Source organism: Streptomyces sp. CLV115 (assembly GCF_038448545.1).
GTDB classification, from domain to species: domain Bacteria; phylum Actinomycetota; class Actinomycetes; order Streptomycetales; family Streptomycetaceae; genus Streptomyces; species Streptomyces sanglieri.
The window spans coordinates 112,670-134,177 of sequence record NZ_JBCEWQ010000006.1 but is presented as its reverse complement, the minus strand read 5'-3'; the positions used below and the strand labels follow the sequence as shown (position 1 = coordinate 134,177).

Genomic DNA, 21,508 nt, shown 5'->3' with positions numbered 1-21,508 from the left:
CCCCCTGCCTCCCCCGCCGCCACCGATGGTGGACCCGCGCGGACGGCCTGCGGGGGCCGGCCCGGGGTTCCACGGGTTTCCGAGGACCGCCACGCGCGGGGTGACAGGAGACGGCGATGACCCAACGGGCGGACGCGGGCCGGCAGCGGATGCCGTCGTCCCTGCTGCGGGGCCAGAAGGCGCTGGTGACGGGGGCGAGCTCGGGCATCGGCCGGGCGACCGCGGTGGAGCTGGGACGGGCAGGTGCCGATGTCGTCGTCAACTACGTCGCGGGCCGCGAGGCGGCCGAGGACGTGGTGCGGGAGATCGAGTCCTTGGGTGTGCGGGCGTACGCCCACCGTGCGGATGTCTCCCGGGAGGACCAGGTCGTCGGGATGTTCGCCCGCATGGCCGAGGAGTTCGGCACGATCGACGTCCTGGTCGCCAACGCCGGACTGCAGCGGGACGCCGCCGCCGAGGAGATGACCCCGGACCAGTGGAACAAGGTGCTGGACGTCAATCTCACCGGGCAGTTCCTGTGCGCCCGGGAGGCGGTCAAGGAGTTCGACCGCCGGGGCGTCGTGCCCGGGGTGTCCCGCGCCGCCGGGAAGATCATCTGTATGAGCTCGGTCCACCAGATCATTCCGTGGGCGGGGCACGCGAACTACGCCGCATCCAAGGGCGGCGTCCTCATGATGATGCGGACCCTGGCCCAGGAATGCGCCCCCCGCGGCATCCGGGTCAACGCCGTGGCCCCCGGCGCCATCCGTACCCCCATCAACACCAGCGCCTGGGACACCCCCGAGGCCGAGGCCGAACTCCTCAAACTGATCCCCTACCGCCGGGTGGGCGATCCGGCGGACGTCGCCGCCGCGGTGACGCTGCTGGCGTCCGACCTGATGGACTACGTCGTGGGCACCACGATCTACGTCGACGGCGGGATGACGCTCTACCCCGGCTTCGCCACCGGAGGCTGACCCCGTGGGAGGCAGGGACATGACGGCTGATCAAGTAATGGTGGGCGTGGGACTCATCGTGGTGCTGGCGGTCGGATCCCAGTTGCTGGCGAGCCGGCTGCGGGTCCCCGCACTGCTGATCCTGCTGCCGGTCGGTTTCGCCGCCGGGGCGCTGACGGACACCGTCAACCCGGAGAAACTGCTGGGCGAGGCCTTCTCCCCGCTGGTCTCGCTCGCGGTGGCGGTGATCCTCTACGAGGCCGGGCTCGGTCTGGAACTCGGGCGGCTGCGGGGCCACACCCGGCGCGTCGTGGTCAGACTGCTCTGGCTGGGGGCGCTCATCACCTGGCTGACCGCCGCGCTGTTCGCGGTGCCGGTGCTGGACATGTCCAAGGGAGCGGCGGTGATGCTGGGCGCGATCCTCGTGGTGTCCGGTCCCACGGTCGTCGGGCCGCTGCTCAATTTCGTACGGCCCTCCGAGCGGTTGCAGCGCATCCTCGTCTGGGAGGGCTCCCTGATCGACCCGGTCGGCGGCATCCTCGGGGCGCTGGTCTTCCATGCCGTGGTGGCCGGTGAACTCAAGGGCTTCGGGAGCCAGTTGGAGCAGTTCACGGCCAGCGCCGCGGTGGGTGCGGTGGGCGGCGCGATCGGGGTCGGCGTGCTGTGGCTGCTGCTGCGCCACGTCCGGCTGAACGAGGAGCTGGCCACGTCGGCGCAGATCGCCGCGGTGATCGGGATCGCCGCCGCCTGCGACGCGCTCCGCGAGGACACCGGGCTCATCTCGGCGGTGGTCATGGGAATGGCCATGGTGAATCTGCCGGGGCTGGACATTCCGGCCCGCCGGCCGTTCCTGGACACACTGGTCTCGCTGATCATCGGTCTGCTGTTCATCTCCATCTCGGCCACGGTCACCCCTGCCTCGCTGCGCCATGTGGTGCTGCCCTCGCTCGCACTGGTCGCCCTCCTGGTGCTGGTGGTGCGCCCGCTCGTGGCCCTGGTGGCGACGGCCGGGACCGATGTGCGCGGCGGGGAACGATGGTTCATCGGGTGGATGGCTCCGCGTGGCATCGTCGCCGCGGCGACCGCCTCCACGTTCTCGGCGACCCTGGTGGCGCGGGGTGTCGACGGCGCCGAGCGGATCCTTCCCGCGACCTTCGTGGTGATCGTCGCCACCGTCACGCTGTACGGCCTGACGGCGTTTCCGGTCGCCCGGCGGCTCGGGGTGCTGCGCCCCGCCCGGTCCCGGCCGCTGCTGGTCGGCGGCTCGCCCTGGGCGGTCGATCTGGGGCGCGCGCTGCGCTCGGCGGGACTGGACGTGCTGATGTGGGCGGGCGCCGAGCGGCAGCGGGCCCGGATCGAGGAGGCCGGGCTGCCCCTGGCGCCGGGCGAGCTGCTCGCGGCGGCCTCGGGCGCCGGGGCGGAACTGGAGGGCATCACCGATGTGCTGCTGCTCACCGAGGAGGACGACTTCAACGCCCTCGCCGCCATGACCCTGCGGGAGAGCGTCGAGGGCCCGGTGCACCGGCTCGGACCGGCCGCCGGCAGCCAGGGGGTGGTGGCGCCGTACACCGGGGGCGAGCCGCTCTTCCGTGCCGGCCTGACCGGGCCGGAGCTGGCCCGCCGGTACGAGGCCGGGGCCCGGGTGACGACCCGGCGGGCCGACGGCGCCGTCCCGGCCGGGCACGATGTGCTGTTCGTCGTCCGCGCCGACGGGCGGCTCGTCCCGGTCACCCCCGCACACACCCCTCGGGCCCAGCCGGGCGACATCGCCGTCCTGCTCGGCCCGCCGTCCCGGCAGCTGTCGCGCTGAGCGCCGTCAGCGGCGCTTCTCGCGGGCCCGGTCCAGGGCCTCGTCGAGGCTGCGGGCCGCCGTGATGAGCGACAGGTGGGTGAACGCCTGCGGGAAATTGCCGAGTTGCTCGCCACTGGGGCCGATCTCCTCGGCGAACAGGCCGACGTGGTTGGCGTATGTGAGCATCTTCTCGAAGGTGTACCGGGCCATCCGCAGCCGGCCGGCGCGGACCAGGGCGTCCACGTAGAGGAACGTGCAGAGGCTGAACGTTCCCTCGGAGCCCCGCAGCCCGTCCGGGGACGCCGCGGGGTCGTAGCGGTAGACGAGGCTGTCGGAGACGAGTGTGCGGTCCATCGCGTCGAGCGTGGCGAGCCAGTCCGGGTCCTTCGGGGCGAGGAACCCCACCCTGGGGATCAGCAGCAGCGAGGCGTCCAGCACCCCGCCGCCGTAGTACTGGACGAAGGCCTGCTCGGACTCGTCCCAGCCGTGTTCCATGACCTGTTCGAGGATGGCGTCCCGGGCGCCGGTCCACCGGGCGGTGTCGGCGGGTCTGCTGAGATCGGCGGCCAGCCGCAGGCCGCGGTCGAACGCCGCCCAGCACATCACCCGGCTGTAGGTGAAGTCCTGCCGACCGCCGCGGGTCTCCCAGATGCCCTCGTCGGGCCGGTCCCAGCGGTCCACGAGCCAGTCGAGGGTCCGGGCGACGACCTGCCAGCCCCGGTACCCTGCCTGAACACCCACCTCCCGGCCCTCGGACAGGGCGTAGAGGGCCTCGCCGTAGATGTCGAGCTGCAACTGGTCGGCGGCCGCATTGCCGATCCGTACCGGGTACGAGCCCCGGTAGCCCTCGAAATGGGGCAGGACCTCCTCCGTCAGCAGGGGTTCCCCGTCGACCCGGTACATGATCCGCAGGGCCTCTTCCCCGTTGTCCTGCCGGAGCCGGTCGCCCAGCCAGTGGGTGAAGGCGACCGCCTCGTCCACGAACCCGAGGTCGAGCAGGGCCCGGACCGACAGCGAGCCGTCCCTGACCCAGGCGTAGCGGTAGTCCCAGTTGCGTTCGCCGCCCACCTGCTCGGGCAGGCCCATCGTCGCGGCGGCGACCGGTGCGCCGGAGGGGGCGTAGGTGAGCAGCTTGAGCGTGATGGCGGACCGGTTGACCATCTCGGACCAGCGGCCCCGGTAGCGGGAGTTGCGCACCCATAGCTGCCAGAAGTCGACGGCCTCCCAGAGCTGTTCGGTGACGGCGTCGACGTCCGGCTCCGGCGGCGCGGGCCCGTCGGGGGCGCAGACGGTGAGGACCGCGGCCGCCGACTCGCCGACGTTCAGCACCACTTCGCCCACGACGTCCCGGCCGTCGCGGACCACCGGGAATCCGGTGGTGTGCAGGTGTGCGGTGATCCCCGGGGAACGGAAGACGGCTCCCGAAGGACCCGGATCGAGTTCGTGGGAGGCCCGACCGTAGTCGAACCGGGGCCGGCACTCCATCGCGAACCGGACGGTCCCGCGCACCGCGCGGACGGCCCTCACCAGGGTGTGCCGGTCGGTGGGGATCCCGGTGCGTTCGGGCGGCATCCAGTCGAACACCTCGCCGACACCGTCCGGCGACATGAAGCGGGTGACCAGGACCGCGGTGTCCGGGTAGTAGAGCTGCCGGCAGGAGACCCCGGGGTCGTCGGGTGCCAGCCGGAAGTAGCCGCCGCCGTCGTGGTCGAGCAGTGCGGCGAAGATGCTGGGGGAATCGAACCTCGGCGCGGCGAACCAGTCGACGACCCCGCGCGAGGAGACCAGGGCCGCGGTCTGCAGGTCGCCCACCAGCCCGTGTTCGGCGATGGGAGGGTACCGGTCCATGAGTGTCCGTTCCCGGGGCCCATGGCATCCGTTCCCGGACGGGCCCCCTCCGCCTTCCACTATCCGCCCGGCGCCCCGTGCTCGCCCCTCCGGGCGGTGCGGCGGTAACGGCCCGGATCCGGCTTGCTACGGGCGGCGTCCAGATGATGCCGAAACCGGGCCGAGCCGCGATGATCGGACGCAGGGCACGGGCGCGCCGACCGGCGCGGTGCCCGGCCGGGCCCGTCCGGTCCTCGGTGCCGGCCGGTGCGGCGCACGCCCGTGGAGCAGTCAGGAGGGCCCGATGCCGCAGGACGCGAAATCGATGCTCAGGACGGCACCGGATGCGACGCCCGAGCAGCGGGCGGCCCTCGGCAGGGCGGCCCGGCGGTCGACGCCCAGGTCGAGCCACGCCGAGTTCGAACCGCCGGCCGACCGGCCCGACCCGTTGGCCGTCCTCGAAGCCCAGTCCGCGACGCGGCTGCCCGAACTCGTACCGATCCGCTACGGCCGGATGATCGAGTCGCCGTTCCGCTTCTACCGGGGTGGCGCCGCGATCATGGCCGCCGACCTGGCCACCACCGGGAACTCCGGGATCAGGGCCCAACTGTGCGGGGACGCCCATCTGCTGAACTTCCGGCTGTTCGCCTCGCCCGAGCGGAATCTGCTGTTCGACATCAACGACTTCGACGAGACGTCGCCCGGTCCCTGGGAGTGGGACGTCAAACGCCTGGCGGCCAGCTTCGTCATCGCGGGACGCGCGAACGGTTTCACCGAGCGGGAGCGCGCGGACATCGTGCTGGCCACGGTGCGGTCGTACCGGGAGTCGATGATCCGGTTCGCCGGCATGCGCAACCTCGATGTCTGGTACGCGCGGATCGACATCGGCCGCCTCGAAGCGCTGGCCGCCCAGCAGTTGGCGAAGCGCGGCCGCAGGAAGCTGGCCCGGTTCGCGGCGAAGGCCCGCTCCCGGGACAGTCTCCAGGCCTTCGACAGGCTCACCGGGACGGTGGACGGGCAGTTGCGCATCGCGGCGGACCCGCCGCTGGTCGTACCGGTCGCCGATCTGTTTCCGGAGGGCCGGCGGGAGGCGATGCGGGAGCAGTTCCGCGCACTGGTCTCGCACTACGGCCGCAGCCTGCCGTCGGACCGGCGGACCCTGCTCTCGGACTTCCGGTTCGTGGACATGGCACGCAAGGTGGTCGGCGTCGGCAGCGTGGGCACGCGTTGCTGGATCATCCTGATGCTCGGCAGGGACGGCGGGGATCCGCTCCTCCTCCAGGCCAAGGAGGCCGGAACCTCGGTGCTCGCGCCCCATGCCGGCGCCGGCCCGTACCGCAACCAGGGCGAGCGGGTGGTCTCGGGGCAGCGGCTGATGCAGGCGGCGAGCGACATCTTCCTCGGCTGGGAACGGGTGGACGGGACCGACGGCAGGCGCCGCGACTTCTACGTACGCCAGTTGCGCGACTGGAAGGGCATCGTCGAGCCGGAGGACATGGTGCCGTCCGGCATGCGGGTGTTCGGCGAGGCGTGCGGCGCCACCCTGGCCCGCGCGCACGCGCGTTCCGGCGACCGGATCGCCATCGCGGCGTACCTGGGGCTCGGCCCCTCGTTCGACCGGGCACTGGTCCGCTTCGCCGAGAAGTACGCCGACCGCAACGAGCGGGACCACCGGGCGCTGGTCGACGCGGTGCGGGCGGGCCGGCTTCCCGCCGCCCCGGACCGCTGAGCCGCTTCGCCGGTCCGGCCGTGCGCTGGTCCAGGAGGATGGCAGTACCGGAACCGGCTCATCCGTCCAGCGGGTGCATCGCGGATGAATCAGCACATTGTGCTATCTCCTTGTGGACACTTGTCGACGTTTGTGGGACAGCCCGTTCCGGACGGGTTGCGACGCCGAGGAGGCAACGACCATGTCGGCCGAACCCGCCGCGGCGGCGGACCCCGCCGCGCGGATCCGCACCCGCGGCTACGCCGCGCTCCTCGTGCTTGCGGCGGCTCTCGGCATCCCGGTCTCGGCGGTGGCGTTCGGTTTCCTGGCGCTCACCCACGAACTCCAGTCGCTGACCTACCACGACCTGCCCCGGGCGCTGGGGTTCGCCGGCACACCGTCCTGGTGGCCGGTGCCGCTGCTCGCCGTGGCCGGCCTGCTGGTCGGGCTGACCGTCCGCCGTCTGCCGGGGCGGGGCGGTCACCGGCCCGCCGACGGAATGGTGGCCACGGGGGCACCCTCGGCGGTGGAGCTGCCCGGCATCGTGCTCGCGGCGATCGCCTCGCTCGGCCTCGGGGCGGTGCTCGGCCCCGAGGCGCCGCTCATCGCGCTCGGCGGCGGACTGGCCGTGTACGCTGCGCGCCTGGTCAGGCCCGGCATCGGGCCCGGCCCCAGCGCGGTGATGGGGGCCGCGGGGAGCTTCGCCGCGATCAGCGCGCTGCTGGGCTCGCCGCTCCTGGGGGCCTTTTTGCTGATGGAGGCCTCGGGGCTGGCCGGGATGATGCTCGGAATGGTCCTGGTGCCGGGGCTGCTGGCGGCCGGCATCGGCGCGCTCATCTTCACCGGACTCGGCTCCTGGACCGGGCTCGGGACGTACTCCCTGGCGCTGCATCACGTACCCCGGGCAGCGGGGCCGGACATCGCGCAGTTCGGCTGGGCCGTCGTCCTCGGGCTGGCCGCGGCCTTCGTCGGCACGGGCATCCAGCGGCTCGCCGGGCTCCTCCAGGAGCGGGTGGAGCGGCGGACCGTGACAGCCACCGCCGTCATGGGCGCGGTCGTCGGCGTGGCCGCGCTCGTGTACGCGCAGGGCACCGGACGGGACGCGTCCGGGGTGCTGTACTCCGGGGAGAACGCCCTCGATCCGCTGCTGGCGCAGAGCGCCGGGTACTCGGTGGGCACACTGGTGCTGCTGGTCGCCTGCAAGGCCGTGGCGTACTGCGCGTCCCTGAGCTGCTTCCGGGGAGGCCCGGTGTTCCCGGCGATGTTCGTGGGGGCGGCGGGCGGCATCGCCATGTCCCATCTGCCGGGACTGGGCCTCACGTCGGGCTTCGCGATGGGCATCGGCGCCATGTGTGTGGCGATGCTCAAGCTCCCGATGACATCGGTGCTGCTGGCGACACTGCTGCTGGGGTCCGAGGGTCTCACCGTGATGCCGCTCGTGATCGTCTCGGTCGTGGTCTCCTATGTCGTCACGATCAGGCTCGCACCGTCCCCGGCCGGTGCCCGGCCGGATCGGGGATGACGGGCCTCCGCCGTGACCTCAGACGCTCTCCTTCTCCTGGAACGGATTCGCGCACAGCGCCCAGATGACGAAGACGTCGATGGCGATGAGCACGAGCGACCAGAGCGGGTAGTGGGGCAGCCACAGGAAGTTGGCGATTGCGCTCAGCCCCGCGAGCACGATGCCCACCACACGCGCCCATACGGCTCCGGTGAACAGCGCGCAGCCGGCGATCACGATGAGGACGCCGAGTGCGAGGTGGATCCAGCCCCAGCCGGTGAGGTTGAACCGGAACAGATAGTCGCGGGTGGCGACGAACACGGCGTCCTTGGCTATGGCGGCGATTCCTTCGAGGATCGCCATCGTTCCGCCGAAGATCATCAGTACCGCCGCGAAGGCGGTCCCGCCGATCCGGAAGGGCCGGTGCGAACTCGAAGGGGCGGCGGGCGCCGCCGACGGTCCGCTGGTGGTACTGGCCATTGCGGCCTCCTCGGGCTGCCGATCGACCCGGCGGACCGAGTGGGCCACCGGGACCTCCCCGACCAAGCGTGTCACGTCGGCACCCACCCGGCACAGCGGCCGTTCCCCGGGGTCGCAGCCGTCCTGCGATCCATCTCCGTACAGGGATATCATCTCCATAATGAGAGAAATCGAAGAGGCGGAGCCCGGCTCCGTCGATGCCCGGCTCGCCGCGAGGCTGGGTGAACTGCGCGCCGGACGCGGCTGGTCACTGGACGAGCTCTCGCGCCGCAGCGGGGTGAGCCGGTCCACGCTGTCCCGGCTGGAACGCGGCGAGCTGAGCCCGACCGCCGCCCTGCTCGGCAGGTTGTGCACGGTCCACGGGCGGACGATGTCCCGGCTGCTGCTGGAGGTGGAGGCGGAGCCCCCGCAGCTCGTCCCGGCCGCACGGCAGCCGGTCTGGCGGGACGAGGCATCGGGTTTTGTACGCCGCTCGGTGTCGCCGCCGCACAGCGGCCTGCGCGCGGAGGTCGTCGAGGGCACCCTCGACGCGGGTGCCGCCATCACGTACGAGGACGCGCCGGTGTCCGGCGTGGAGCAGCACGTCTGGGTGCTGGAGGGAACGGTCGAGATCACCGTCGACGGCACCGCGCACACCGTGCGCCGCGGCGACTGCCTCCGGTTCCGGCTGCGCGGTCCCTCGCACTTCCACTGCCCCGGGCCGGGCCGGGTCCGCTACGCCCTGATGATCGTTCTGCCGTGAGAGGACCCCGCACATGATCGAGATCGCCCCCGTACGCGGCCACGAACTGGTCACCTACGCCGATGAGTTGGCCGCTCTCCTGGTGGACACCGTGGACGGCGGATCGTCGGTGGGTTTCCTCGCGCCGCTGGACCGCGAGGTGGCCGCCGACTGGTGGCGGGAGCGGGCCGGGGCCGTCGACGCGGGCCGCCTGCAGGTCTGGATCGCCCGCGACGCGGAACGGGTCGCCGGTACCGTCGCGCTGGACCGGGCCGGGCTGCCCAACGCCCGGCACCGCGCGGAGGTGACCAAACTGATGGTGCGTCCGTCGGCCCGCGGCCGGGGCGTGGGCCGGTCGCTGCTCGACGCCGCCGAGCGGTCGGCCGCCGGTGCCGGTGTCACGCTGCTGGTACTGGACACCGAGAGCGGAAGTCCGGCCGAGCGGCTCTACCGTTCGGCGGGCTGGACGGAGTGCGGCTCGATCCCGGACTACGCCGAGGATCCGGCCGGGGTGCTGAGGCCGACGACGCTCTACTACAAGGCGATCGGCCCCGCGCAGGCGCTGCCCGGCCGGTGAGCGGCGCGCGGATCTCCGGTCGGGGCGCAGGAGTTCGGCACTCGCCCGGTATCCGTACAGGGGTCGCTCGTCGGGGTCATGCCCCGGACGCCTCCGTGGCCGGACTCCCGCAGGTCGGTGGCGTGCGGGGACCTGGGCGGACGGGGAACGGGCTTCGTACGGAGCGGACGCGGGCGTGACAATGGGTGCGGAAGCCACACCTCACGAGGAGACCTCATGACGCTGCACGACATCCCTCTGCGCACGCTCACCGGCGAGCCCACGTCCCTGGCCGACTACCGTGGCCGGGCCGTCCTGTTGGTGAATGTCGCGTCCAAGTGCGGGCTCACCCCGCAGTACGCGGGCCTGGAGAAGCTCCAGAACGACTACGCGGAGCGCGGCTTCACCGTGCTCGGCGTGCCGTGCAACCAGTTCGCCGGCCAGGAGCCGGGGAGCCCGGAGGAGATCCAGACCTTCTGCTCGACCACGTACGGGGTCAGCTTCCCGCTGCTGGAGAAGACCGACGTGAACGGTGAGGGGCGCCATCCGCTCTACGCCGAGCTGGCGCAGCTCGCGGACGCGGACGGCGAGGCCGGTGACGTCCAGTGGAACTTCGAGAAGTTCCTCATCTCGCCCGCGGGCGAACCGGTGGCCCGTCTGCGCCCGCGCGTCGAGCCCCAGGCACCCGAGCTCGTCGCGGCCATCGAGGCCCTGCTGCCTGCCTGACGGACCGTGTCCCCGGTCGCCGGGCGGGCGACCGGGGACGCCCTCGGTCAGCGGATCGGCATGCCCGAGAGGGTGCGGGCGATCACCAGGCGCTGGATCTCGCTGGTGCCCTCGAAGATCGTGTAGATCGCCGCGTCCCGGTGCATCCGCTCCACCGGGTACTCACGGGTGAAGCCGTTGCCGCCGAGGATCTGGACGGCCTGGGCGGTGACCTTCTTCGCCGTCTCGCTCGCGTACAGCTTGGACATCGAGCCCTCGGCCGAGGTGAACGGCTTGCCGGTGGTCGCCATCCACGAGGCGCGCCACACCAGCAGCCGGGCCGCGTCGATCTGCGTGCGCATGTCGGCCAGCTGGAAGGCGATGCCCTGGTTGTCGATGATGGGCCGGCCGAACTGGGTGCGGGTCTTCGCGTAGTCCAGCGCCACCTCGTACGCCGCGCGGGCGGTGCCGACCGCCATGGCGCCGACCGCGGGGCGGGACGCCTCGAAGGTGGCCATCGCGGCGTTCTTCACCCGCTCACCGCCGGAGGCGGCGCGCTCACGGGCCCGCGCCAGGCGCTGGTCGAGCTTCTCCTTGCCGCCGAGGAGGCAGTGGCCGGGGATCCGGACGTCCTCCAGGACGACCTCGGCGGTGTGCGAGGCACGGATGCCGTGTTTCTTGAACTTCTGGCCCTGGGAGAGCCCGGGGGTGTCCGGCGGCACGATGAACGAGGCGTGCCCCTTGGACCCCAGCTCGGCGTCGACCACGGCGACGACGACATGGACGTTGGCGATGCCGCCATTGGTCGCCCAGGTCTTGGTGCCGTTCAGCACCCACTCGTCCTTGGCCTGGTCGTACACGGCCCGGGTACGCATCGAGGCCACGTCGGAACCGGCGTCCGGCTCGGAGGAGCAGAAGGCCGCGACCTTGACGTCGTCGGCGTCACCGTACATCTGCGGGATCCAGGTGCCGATCTGCTCCTCGGTGCCGTTGGCGAGGACGCCCACGGCCGCCAGGCCCGTGCCGACGATGGACAGGGCGATGCCCGCGTCCCCCCAGAAGAGCTCCTCCATCGCCATCGGGATGCCGAGGCCCGTCGGGTCGAAGAACTGCTGGGCGTAGAAGTCGAGGGAGTAGATGCCGACCTTGGCCGCCTCCTGGATGACGGGCCAGGGCGTCTCCTCACGCTCGTCCCACTCCGAAGCCGCCGGACGGATCACATCCGCGGCGAAGCCGTGAAGCCAGTCACGGACCTGCTTCTGGTCATCGTTGAGTTCGAGCGTGAACTCCGCCATGTTCCCCTCCACGTACTGCTGTGAAAAACCACTCGTTACTTGCGGTAACCGCAGTCTGTTACCGACAAGTAGCCTCTGTCAACCGTCCCGGTTCGGATCCGCACGGCGCTGGGCAGGGTGTTACGTTGCGCAGGCAGGACGCATTTGCACGGCCAGGGGCGGGGAGAGGCGACATGGAGAGCACACGACAGGCAGAGCGACAGCGGACAGCGGCCGAAAGCCGCCGCCGCGAGCTCCTCGAAGCCGCCGACCGCGTGGTGCTCAGGGACGGGCCCGGGGCCTCGATGAACGCCATCGCGGCGGAGGCCGGAATCACCAAGCCGATCCTCTACCGGCACTTCGGCGACAAGGGCGGTCTCTACCGCGCCCTCGCCAAGCGGCACACCGACGCCCTGCTGATCGCGCTGCGGGCGGCGCTCGACGCCCCCGCCGAGCGCCGGCGGCGCGTCGAGTCGACGCTCGACACCTACCTCGCGGCGATCGAGGCCCGCCCGCAGGTCTACCGCTTCCTGATGCACCCGTCCGACGACGCGGCGCCCTCGACGGAGCAGGGCTTCGACGTCGGACGGCACTCGGCGCCGCTGCTGCGCAGACTCGGCGAGGAACTCGCCCTGGTGATCGCCGAGCGGGTGGACCTGGGCCCGGACAGCGAGGCCATGGCCCGGATCTGGGGCCACGGCATCGTCGGCATGATGCACGCCGCGGGCGACTGGTGGCTGGGCGAACGCCCTTGCTCCCGCGAACAGTTGGTGAGCAGCCTGGCCGATCTGCTGTGGGGCAGGCTGGCCGCGGCGGGCGACCGTCCCGGCGGACCCGGCTTCTAGGGCCGGGCTTCCAGGACCCGGGTTCCAGGACCGGGTTCTAGGACGCGGCCTCACCGGTGCGCGCCCAGGGCGCGCGGCGGGCCGCTCGCATCGTCCTTCTGCGGCGCAGCCCGGTCAACCGGTCCGTGTAGACCGTGCCTTCGAGATGGTCGCACTCGTGCTGGAGGCAGCGCGCGAAGAACCCGGTGCCGGTGATCCGGACCGGTTCGCCGTCGACCGTGCGGCCCTCGACGACCGCACGGTCGAACCGCGGGGTGGCCGCTTCGAGTCCGGGCAGCGAGAGACAGCCCTCCGGGCCGCGTACGGTGATGCCGTCGGCCTCGACAAGTCCGGGGTTGACGAGGTGCCCGAGGTGACGGATGTCGTCGTCGTCCGGGCAGTCGTAGACGAACACCCGCAGTGGAACGCCGATCTGGTTGGCCGCGAGGCCGACGCCCTCGGCCGCGTACATGGTGGCGTACATGTCCTCGACGAGCCGGGCGAGCGAGGGGCCGAAGTCGGTGACGGGTTCACAGGCCCCGTGCAACACCGGATCACCGAGCAGGCTCATGGCACGAATCAGTCCGGAACTGCCGGGGATCGGGCGGTTTCGCATGGCCGCAATCGTACGTTCCACGCGACCTCCACCTTCCCGGCGGTGCCAGGGTGCGGTCGCCGCGCCGGACATCGATAGGCTGGGCGTGGACCGATGCAAGGAGGATCTAGGACGATGGCAGGCAACACGGACCCGCTGTCGCCGCGGGCCAAGCTGGCCGTGACGGCGGGCAAGGCCGCGGCGGCGGTGTCACGCGCCGCAGGGCGCGGCAGCGGATCGGTGATCGGCGGCCGGGTGGCGCTCAAGCTCGACCCCGACCTGCTGGGGCGGCTGGCGCAGCACCTGGACGTGATCCTCGTGTCGGCGACGAACGGCAAGACGACGACCACCCGGCTGATCGCCGAAGCACTGCGGGCCGCGGGCCCGGTGGTGTCCAACGCGCTCGGCGCCAACATGCCGGCGGGCATCACCTCGGCGCTGGCCGGCGGCTCGGACGCGCAGTACGGCGTGATAGAGGTGGACGAGAAGTACCTCGCCGGGGTCGCTCGCGACACGACGCCCAAGGTGATCGCACTGCTCAACCTCTCGCGCGACCAGCTGGACCGCGCGGCGGAGACCCGGATGCTGGCGGAGAAGTGGCGTGAGGGGCTGTCCGGCTCGAAGGCCGTGATCGTCGCGAACGCGGACGACCCGCTGATCGTCTGGGCGGCTTCCTCCTCCCCCAATGTGGTGTGGGTCGCGGCGGGACAGGCGTGGAAGGACGACGCCTGGTCCTGCCCCTCCTGCGGCGGTGTGATGCAGCGCCCCGGCGACGACTGGTTCTGCGGCGAGTGCGGATTCCGCCGGCCGGCCCCCAGCTGGGTCCTGCACGGCGACTACGTCCTGGACCCGCACGGTTCGGCGTGGCCGATCCACCTCCAGCTGCCCGGCCGCGCCAACAAGGCCAACGCCACCAGCTCCGCCGCCGTGGCTGCCGTCTTCGGTGTGCCACCGCAGGTCGCGCTGGAGCGCATGTACCAGGTGCAGGCCGTCGCGGGCCGCTACGACGTGGTGTCCTTCCTCGGCCGTGAGCTGCGGCTGCTGCTGGCGAAGAACCCGGCCGGCTGGCTCGAAACGTTTTCCCTGATCGACCCGCCGCCCACGCCGGTGATCCTCTCCGTCAACGCCCGTGGCGCGGACGGCACGGACACCTCCTGGCTGTGGGACGTGGACTACACCCAGCTCGCCGGTCACCCGATCTTCGTGCTCGGCGACCGCAAGCTGGACCTGGCGGTCCGTCTCGAAGTGGCCGGTCTCGACTTCCGGGTCTGCGAGAACCTCGACGAGGCCGTGCAGCAGGCCCCGCCCGGCCGCATCGAGGTCATCGCCAACTACACCGCCTTCCAGGATCTGCGCCGTCGTGTCGGCAACTGACCCCGGCCCCGGCCACCTCCGGAGAGGACGAAGCATGAGCAACAACGGTCTGCGTCTGGTCTGGGTCTACCCCGACCTCCTCAGCACCTACGGCGACCAGGGCAACGCGCTGGTGGTGGAGCGCCGGGCCCGGCAGCGCGGTCTCGATGTGCAGCGCGTCGACGTGCGCAGCGACCAGCCGATCCCGACGTCCGGCGACATCTATCTGATCGGCGGCGGTGAGGACCGGCCGCAGCGGCTCGCCGCGGAGCGGCTGCGCCGCGACGGCGGGCTCAGCCGGGCCGCGTCGAACGGCGCGATCATCTTCTCGGTCTGCGCGGGTTACCAGATCCTCGGCCACGAGTTCATCAACGACCTCGGTGAGCGCGAGCCCGGTCTCGGGCTGCTCGACGTGGTCTCCACCCGCGGCGAGGGAGCCCGCTGCGTCGGTGACGTACTGGCCGACATCGACCCGAACCTCGGCCTGCCTCCGCTGACCGGGTTCGAGAACCACCAGGGCGTCACCCACCTCGGCCCGACGGCACGTCCGTTCGCCCGGGTGCAGTTGGGCCGGGGCAACGGCACCGGCGACGGCACCGAGGGCGCGTACAACGACACCGTTTTCGGTACGTACATGCACGGCCCGGTCATGGCTCGCAATCCGCTGATCGCGGATCTGCTGCTGAAGCTGGCGCTCGATGTCAACGCCCTGCCGCCGACGGACGACCGCTGGTACGAGGCGCTGCGCGCCGAGCGCATCGCGTCGGCCACGCAGCCCGCCTGATGAGGCGGTTTTCGCTCGTCTGAGCGGAGTCCAGCAGGCGGACGCCCGGTTCGGTCCCGCCACCCTGCGCCGGTAGGGTGGCGGGGATCCAACCGGACGACGTGGTCCGGTCGTCGGCCCACGTTGCAAAGGTTTCCCGGGCAATGCGAATTGGTGTGCTCACCTCCGGCGGCGACTGCCCCGGCCTCAACGCCGTCATCCGTTCCGTCGTTCATCGCGCGGTGGTCGACCACGGCGACGAGGTCATCGGCTTCCACGACGGGTGGAAGGGCCTCCTTGAGTGCGACTACCGCAAGCTCGACCTCGACGCGGTCGGCGGCATCCTCGCCCGCGGCGGTACGATCCTCGGCTCCTCCCGGGTCCAGCCCGCCCACCTGCGCGGCGGTGTGGAGCAGGCCAGGGGCCATGTCTCCGATCTGGGTCTCGACGCGATCATCCCGATCGGCGGCGAGGGCACGCTGAAGGCGGCCAACCTGCTCTCCGAGGCGGGGCTGCCGATCGTCGGCGTGCCGAAGACCATCGACAACGACATCGCCTCGACCGATGTGACCTTCGGCTTCGACACCGCGGTCGGCGTCGCGACCGAGGCGCTCGACCGGCTCAAGACGACCGCCGAGTCGCACCAGCGGGTGCTGATCGTCGAGGTCATGGGCCGCCACACCGGCTGGATCGCCCTGCACTCGGGCATGGCGGCCGGCGCGCACGCCATCGTGGTGCCGGAGCGCCCGTTCGACATCGACGAGCTGACCGAGGTGGTCGGGCGGCGGTTCTCGGCGGGCAAGAAGTTCGCGATCGTCGTCGTCGCCGAGGGCGCCAAGCCCCGCGAGGGCACCTCCATGGAGATCGAGCAGGGCGTCAAGGACATCTACGGGCACGAGCGGTTCGCCGGCATGGCCACGCAGCTCTCCTCCGAGCTGGAGCGGCGCCTGGGCAAGGAGGCCCGTCCGGTGATACTCGGTCATGTGCAGCGGGGCGGCACGCCGACCGCGTACGACCGGGTGCTCGCCACCCGCTTCGGCTGGCACGCGGTGGAGGCCGCGCACCGCGGTGAATTCGGCATGATGACGGCGCTGCGCGGCACGGACATCGTGATGGTGCCGCTGGGCGAGGCCGTGGAGACGCTGAAGACCGTCCCGGCCGAGCGGTACGCCGAGGCGGAGTGCGTGCTCTGAGCGACACCCCGTCCTACGGACCGCCCCCGGCCGCAACTGCGGCCGGGGGCAGTTCTACTCTGGTCGGAACAACCGGCACGAAACGGGGACGCCCCCAGCAGGAGTGAACAGATGGATCACAGCGGGCACGGCATGAACATGGATCTGCCGCCGTTCACGCTGGGACGTGGGCTCCAATTCTCCGCGGACCCGTTCTTCCTCGTCGGCTGCCTTCTCGGCATCGGCCTGTACGCGTACGCCGTGCTGCGGCTGCGCAGACGCGGGGACAGCTGGCCGGCCGGCCGGACCGTGTTCTTCGTCGTCGGCGTGCTGAGCGTCGCCCTGGTGATGTGCACCAAGCTCAACGACTACGGCATGGTCATGTTCAGCGTGCACATGGTGCAGCACATGGTGATCAGCATGCTGTCGCCGATCCTGCTGCTGCTGGGCGCTCCGGTGACCCTGGCGCTGCGTGCGCTGCCGGTCGCCGCCCGTGGCCGTACCGGTCCGCGCGAGCTGCTGCTCAAGCTGCTGCACAGCCGGTACATGAGGATCATCACGCATCCCGCCTTCACGATCCCGATCTTCATCGCCAGCCTGTACGGGCTGTACTTCACCCCGCTCTTCGACTTCCTGATGGGCTCGAAGACCGGTCACATCGCGATGATGGTGCACTTCCTCGCGGTCGGCCTGGTGTTCTTCTGGCCGATCATGGGCGTCGATCCGGGCCCGCACCGTCCCGGCTATGTGATGCGGATGCTGGAGCTGTTCGCAGGGATGCCGTTCCACGCGTTCTTCGGTATCGCACTGATGATGGCGACCACCCCGATGGTGGGGACGTACCAGCATCCGCCGGCCTCGCTGGGCATCGACGCGCTGAGCGATCAGGGCTGGGCGGGCGGTATCGCCTGGGCCTTCAGCGAGATCCCCTCGGTGCTGGTGCTCATCGCGCTGGTCTTCCAGTGGTACCGCTCCGAGCAGCGGACGGCGAAGCGCTCGGACCGCCGGGCCGACCGGGACGGTGACCAGGAGCTGCAGGCGTACAACGCCTATCTCGCCTCATTGCAGGCGCGCGGGCAGTAGCGGTGGGCATGCCTCAGGGGTGACGATGGCATCCACGGCCGCACGGCCGATGAGGAGGGTGCGGGCATGTCCGGATCCACGAAGGCCATGGGAGTGCTCACGCTGACCGCCCTGGTCGTGGTCACCGCCTACACGGTGGCCCTGGGGAGCAGCGGCTGGCTCTGGTTCGGTTGGGTGGTGCTCGGCCTGATCACCCTGGGGATGGCGGCGACACGCGAGTCCTGACCCGTGACGCGCACCCCCTGACCGCCTTAGGCCGGGCGTCCGGCACCGGCGGCGTCGCGTCGGCGCGGGCGGTTGCCCTCACGTCCCGGCCGACGCCGGGACGTACCCCTTCGACCGCGCCGTCCGGCGGCGCATGAAGGGTTCGTCCACCGCCCGGTGAGCCGTGCGGCGGACCATTGAAGAAACATGCGGCCCCGGCTCCGGGCGCCTTGCTGTTCACCTGCGGCTGTCCGCCGCCGAACCGGCCCCGCCCGTCCCCCCACCCCGGCGGACGCGAGCGGTGATTGCGCTTCAACTCTTGACAGGTGCGCGTCACCGCGTCACGGTGGGAGCGCTCCCACCGTCAAGACTTGCACACGACGACGGCCGCTTCCCCGGTGGCGGGAGCGTCCGTCGCACCGGGCCCCGATCGCCCCGGAACGTGCCGCAGCCCCACCGCAGTACGCACCCCGCACCCCCTTTCCCCAGGACGCACCGATGGTCACCGCCCTCGTCGGCGGGGCCCCGGTTGCAGGGCAGCGCGCACCGACGAAGGCGTTGCCCCGGCACAGCGCACCCGCGGGCCGACCTCCCGCGGACACCGAGAGAAACCTGGAGCCGCAATGAAACGAACAGGCACCACCTCGCACGGGTTACGCCGAAGGCTCGCCGCACTCTCCGCCCTCGCGATGGGCGCGGCACTGACGGTCGCCCTTCCCGCACCGGCGTCGGCCGCGGCCCGGGTCGACAACCCCTACGCCGGCGCCACGCCGTACGTGAACCCCGACTGGTCCGCCAGGGCCGCCGCCGAGCCCGGCGGCGGTGCCATCGCCGACGAGCCCTCGTTCGTCTGGATGGACCGCATCGCGGCCATCGAGGGCGCGGGGGACGCGATGGGGCTGCGCGAGCACCTCGACACGGCGCTGGACCAGGGCGCCGACCTGTTCCAGATGGTTGTCTACGACCTGCCCGGCCGGGACTGTGCCGCGCTGGCCTCCAACGGTGAACTCGGACCCACGGAGATCGACCGGTACAAGGCCGAGTACATCGACGCCATCGCCGGCATCCTCTCCGACCCGGCCTACGCGAACCTGCGTGTCGTCACCCTCATCGAGCCGGACTCGCTGCCGAATCTGGTGACCAACGCCGGCGGCGGCGCCGGTTCCACCGAGGCCTGCGCGACGATGAAGGCGAACGGCAATTACGAGAAGGGCATCGGCTACGCCCTGCACACCCTGGGCGCGATCCCCAACGTCTACAACTACGTCGACGCAGCCCACCACGGGTGGCTGGGCTGGGACTCCAACTTCGTACCGGCCGCGCAGGAATTCAAGAAGGCCGCGACCACGGAGGGGGCGACGGTCGCCGACGTGCACGGCTTCATCGTCAACACGGCCAACTACTCGGCGCTGAAGGAGCCCCACTTCAAGGTCACCGACGCGGTGAACGGCACGACGGTGCGCCAGTCCACATGGGTGGACTGGAACTACTACGTCGACGAGCTGTCCTTCGCACAGGCGCTGCGCTCGGAGTTGGTGCGCCAGGGCTTCGCCCAGGACATCGGCATGCTGGTCGACACGGCCCGCAACGGCTGGGGCGGCCCGGCCCGGCCCACCGGCGCGGGCCCGCTGACCGGTGTCGACGCCTATGTCGACGGCGGCCGGGTCGACCGGCGCATCCACGCCGGCAACTGGTGCAACCAGAGCGGTGCGGGCATCGGCGAGCGGCCGACCGTCGCCCCGGAACCAGGTGTCGACGCCTACGTCTGGGCGAAGCCGCCGGGCGAGTCGGACGGCAACAGCGTGCCCATCGACAACGACGAGGGCAAGGGCTTCGACCGGATGTGCGACCCGACATACCCCGGTAACGGCCGCAACGGCTACAACCTGTCCGGCGCCCTGCCGGACGCCCCGCTCGCGGGCCACTGGTTCTCCGCGCAGTTCCAGGAACTGGTGCGCAACGCCTACCCGCCACTGGACGGTGGAAGCGCGTGACCGCCCGCGCACCCTCGTCGGGCGGTCGGTCCGCCTGAGCCGGATTCCCGCTGCCCGCCCGGACGGGCAGCGGGAATCCGTCACCGCGCGATCCGTCCCTCTGCCGCTCTCCCGGCAGAGGGACGTCCGGTGCCGCCTCAGGCCTCCTGGAGCCCGGGGCGGCCGGCCTCGGTCACGTAGGAGGTCCGGGTCGAGACGGGTGCGCCGGGGGTGGTGACGTACGGGAGCACCTTGAAGTCGGCGCGGCAGCTGTCCCGGGTCAGCGAGCAGTGCACATATCCGCGCTGGAAATTGGTGAATTTGATGTGGTCGTTGGCCGCGAGCAGCTTGGCCCCGGAGGGGTCCAGGTCCATCCCGTCCTTGGTGGTGGAGATGGACGAGCCGACGAATTCGACGCCGAGTGTCGGCGAGTCCGGATCGTCGAAGTTCTGCTTGAGGTCGGCGGCGAGGTGGCGGTGCATATCGCCGGTGAGGACGACCGGGTTGTTCACGCTGCGGTCGGTGAGCTCCTTGAACAGCCGTCGGCGGGCGTCCACGTAGCCGTCCCAGAAGTCCATCACGAATGCCTGACCGGGGCCGGGGTCGGTGTCGACCTGGGTCACGGGGATCTGCTGGGAGATCATGTTCCACGTCGTGTCGGAGCGCCCGAGGCCGCGGTGCAGCCACTCTTCCTGCTCGGGGCCGAGGATGGTGCGGCCGGGCGTCAACCGTTCGTCGCAGCCGCTCTTGATGCCGTCGCCGCAGGGCTGGTCGTCGCGGAAGAGCCGGGTGTCGAGTATGTGGAAGGTGGCCATCCGCCCGTAGCGCAGCCGGCGGTACATCCGTGCCTCGAAGCCGTTCGGCTTGTTCGGCAGCCGCAGCGGCAGGTGCTCGTAGTACGCCTGGAAGGCGGCCGCCGCGCGCTCGCGGAAGACCGCCGGGTCCTGGTCGGGTTCGGTGTCGGCCTTGGACTTGTCGCGCGCCCAGTTGTCCTCGACCTCGTGGTCGTCCCAGACGAGGGCGAACGGGTGGGCCTGGTGGGCGGCGATGAGGTCGGGGTCGAAGCGGTGCAGGGCGTGCCGGTTGCGGTACTGCACGAGGTTCATCGGCTCGGGCCGCAGTTCGGCGGCGACGGGGACGTTGCGCACGCCTCCCATCGCGTCGATGGCGTTCTCGTAGATGTAGTCGCCCAGGTGCAGGACCAGATCGATGTCCTCCTCGGCGAGGTGCCGGTAGGCGGTGTAGAAGCCCTCGAACCACGCCTGGCAGGAGACGAAGGCGAAGTCCAGCTTCCTGGGTCGGCTGTGCGGCGGGGGCGCGGTGCGGGTGCGGCCGACCGGGCTGTGCACACCGCCGGCGCGGAAGCGGTAGTAGTAGTGCCGGTCCGGCTGGAGTCCGGAGACCTCCACGTGGACGGAGTGGGCGAGTTCGGGCACCGCGCGGGTCCGTCCCCGGCGTACGACGGACCGGAAGCGGTCGTCACGGGCGACCTCCCACTGCACGTCGACGGCGTACGGCGGCATGCCGCCGCTGCCGTCGGGCGCGAGGGGCTGAGGGGCGAGGCGGGTCCACAGTACGACCCCGTCCGGCCACGGGTCGCCGGACGCCACGCCGAGGGTGAACGGGTCCTCGTGGAGGGGCGTGTCACCCCAGGCCCGGCCCGCGGACAGGCCGGACGCGGCCAGGGCCATGCCGACCGTACCGCCGAGCAACACCCGTCTTCCGAAGCCTCCGGTACCACCTGACGCACTGTTCATTTGCATGAAACTCGTCCCTTCGTCGGGCGGAATTCCGTCCGGTACGAGATGGGATCGGCGCGTGATTTCACGCCCGTCCATGTGGTAATCACAGGCTGGATATCACAGAGGAAACACACGCCACAAGACCACCTACGAGTGGTCATATTGCCGTTCACAGGCGGTTAGTTGAGGAGACATCAGCCCTTCTCCGACGCGACCGAGGACGTGTCGGCAACACCCTTGACACCCCTGGGGGTGGCTCATAGTCTCCACGCCACAGAATTAACGTTAGATTTCACATCG

At 71.2% G+C, this 21,508-nt stretch carries 18 protein-coding genes and 1 pseudogene; 14 read left to right on the top strand and 5 right to left on the bottom strand.

Going from position 1 to position 21,508, the window contains the following annotated elements; translation table 11 throughout:
* Positions 1-116 precede the first annotated feature (116 nt).
* Positions 117-956, top strand: a complete 840-nt coding sequence (locus AADR41_RS04130) for an SDR family oxidoreductase (protein ID WP_342279984.1) — start codon at positions 117-119, stop codon at positions 954-956.
* Positions 957-975: 19 nt separating this feature from the next.
* Positions 976-2,745, top strand: a complete 1,770-nt coding sequence (locus AADR41_RS04125; protein ID WP_342279983.1) for a cation:proton antiporter — start codon at positions 976-978, stop codon at positions 2,743-2,745.
* A gap of 6 nt (positions 2,746-2,751) precedes the next feature.
* Here the strand turns inward: AADR41_RS04125 and AADR41_RS04120 are convergent, their stop codons facing one another.
* Positions 2,752-4,575: a glycoside hydrolase family 15 protein gene (locus AADR41_RS04120; protein ID WP_342279982.1), complete on the bottom strand. Its 1,824-nt coding sequence runs from the start codon at positions 4,573-4,575 to the stop codon at positions 2,752-2,754.
* Positions 4,576-4,858: 283 nt separating this feature from the next.
* Between AADR41_RS04120 and AADR41_RS04115 the strand changes: the two genes are divergently transcribed.
* Both AADR41_RS04115 and AADR41_RS04110 read left to right on the top strand, forming a co-directional pair.
* On the top strand, positions 4,859-6,283 hold the full coding sequence (locus AADR41_RS04115) for a DUF2252 domain-containing protein (RefSeq protein ID WP_342279981.1): 1,425 nt from the start codon (positions 4,859-4,861) through the stop codon (positions 6,281-6,283).
* Positions 6,284-6,464: 181 nt separating this feature from the next.
* Positions 6,465-7,784 carry a chloride channel protein gene (locus AADR41_RS04110; RefSeq protein ID WP_342279980.1) on the top strand — a complete coding sequence of 440 codons (1,320 nt, stop codon included), beginning with the start codon at positions 6,465-6,467 and terminating at the stop codon, positions 7,782-7,784.
* Between the two features lie 18 nt (positions 7,785-7,802).
* On the opposite strand, the gene AADR41_RS04105 is transcribed toward AADR41_RS04110, so the two are convergent.
* Positions 7,803-8,243, bottom strand: coding sequence for a DUF7144 family membrane protein (locus tag AADR41_RS04105; protein ID WP_342279979.1), 441 nt, complete (start codon positions 8,241-8,243; stop codon positions 7,803-7,805).
* A gap of 160 nt (positions 8,244-8,403) precedes the next feature.
* On the opposite strand from AADR41_RS04105, the gene AADR41_RS04100 reads away from it, so the two are divergent.
* The 3 genes from AADR41_RS04100 (at position 8,404) to AADR41_RS04090 (ending at position 10,246) form a co-directional block, all read left to right on the top strand.
* Entirely contained in the window at positions 8,404-8,985 is a 582-nt protein-coding gene (locus AADR41_RS04100) for a helix-turn-helix domain-containing protein (RefSeq protein WP_342279978.1), read from the top strand.
* 13 nt (positions 8,986-8,998) lie between these two features.
* Entirely contained in the window at positions 8,999-9,541 is a 543-nt protein-coding gene (locus AADR41_RS04095; RefSeq protein ID WP_342279977.1) for a GNAT family N-acetyltransferase, read from the top strand.
* Between the two features lie 216 nt (positions 9,542-9,757).
* Positions 9,758-10,246, top strand: coding sequence for a glutathione peroxidase (locus tag AADR41_RS04090; RefSeq protein ID WP_342279976.1), 489 nt, complete (start codon positions 9,758-9,760; stop codon positions 10,244-10,246).
* A gap of 47 nt (positions 10,247-10,293) precedes the next feature.
* Here AADR41_RS04090 and AADR41_RS04085 read toward each other — a convergent pair whose 3' ends face one another.
* Positions 10,294-11,520, bottom strand: coding sequence for an acyl-CoA dehydrogenase family protein (locus AADR41_RS04085; protein ID WP_342279975.1), 1,227 nt, complete (start codon positions 11,518-11,520; stop codon positions 10,294-10,296).
* A gap of 173 nt (positions 11,521-11,693) precedes the next feature.
* On the opposite strand from AADR41_RS04085, the gene AADR41_RS04080 reads away from it, so the two are divergent.
* The gene (locus AADR41_RS04080) at positions 11,694-12,344 is read left to right on the top strand and encodes a TetR/AcrR family transcriptional regulator (protein WP_259930293.1); all 651 of its coding nucleotides are present in this window, start codon (positions 11,694-11,696) and stop codon (positions 12,342-12,344) included.
* A 37-nt stretch (positions 12,345-12,381) separates the two neighbouring features.
* On the opposite strand, the gene def is transcribed toward AADR41_RS04080, so the two are convergent.
* Positions 12,382-12,939 carry a peptide deformylase gene (def, locus tag AADR41_RS04075; protein WP_342279974.1) on the bottom strand — a complete coding sequence of 186 codons (558 nt, stop codon included), beginning with the start codon at positions 12,937-12,939 and terminating at the stop codon, positions 12,382-12,384.
* A 114-nt stretch (positions 12,940-13,053) separates the two neighbouring features.
* On the opposite strand from def, the gene AADR41_RS04070 reads away from it, so the two are divergent.
* The 6 genes and pseudogenes from AADR41_RS04070 to AADR41_RS04045 all read left to right on the top strand — a co-directional run.
* The gene (locus AADR41_RS04070; protein WP_124719156.1) at positions 13,054-14,292 is read left to right on the top strand and encodes a Mur ligase family protein; all 1,239 of its coding nucleotides are present in this window, start codon (positions 13,054-13,056) and stop codon (positions 14,290-14,292) included.
* A gap of 34 nt (positions 14,293-14,326) precedes the next feature.
* Positions 14,327-15,055 (top strand): type 1 glutamine amidotransferase, encoded by a 729-nt coding sequence (locus AADR41_RS04065; protein ID WP_342279973.1) that lies wholly within the window; start codon positions 14,327-14,329, stop codon positions 15,053-15,055.
* 143 nt (positions 15,056-15,198) lie between these two features.
* Complete coding sequence (locus AADR41_RS04060; protein ID WP_342279972.1) at positions 15,199-16,227, top strand: 6-phosphofructokinase; 1,029 nt, start codon at positions 15,199-15,201, stop codon at positions 16,225-16,227.
* 111 nt (positions 16,228-16,338) lie between these two features.
* A complete protein-coding gene (locus AADR41_RS04055; protein ID WP_342279971.1) occupies positions 16,339-17,289 on the top strand; it encodes a cytochrome c oxidase assembly protein in 951 nt (316 codons plus the stop codon).
* Between the two features lie 66 nt (positions 17,290-17,355).
* On the top strand, positions 17,356-17,514 hold the full coding sequence (locus AADR41_RS04050) for a hypothetical protein (protein WP_107408259.1): 159 nt from the start codon (positions 17,356-17,358) through the stop codon (positions 17,512-17,514).
* Between the two features lie 602 nt (positions 17,515-18,116).
* Positions 18,117-19,478 (top strand): annotated as a pseudogene (locus AADR41_RS04045) (glycoside hydrolase family 6 protein); the annotation flags it as partial.
* 146 nt (positions 19,479-19,624) lie between these two features.
* Here AADR41_RS04045 and AADR41_RS04040 read toward each other — a convergent pair.
* Positions 19,625-21,223, bottom strand: a complete 1,599-nt coding sequence (locus AADR41_RS04040) for an alkaline phosphatase D family protein (RefSeq protein ID WP_342279970.1) — start codon at positions 21,221-21,223, stop codon at positions 19,625-19,627.
* Between the last annotated feature and the right edge of the window lie 285 nt (positions 21,224-21,508).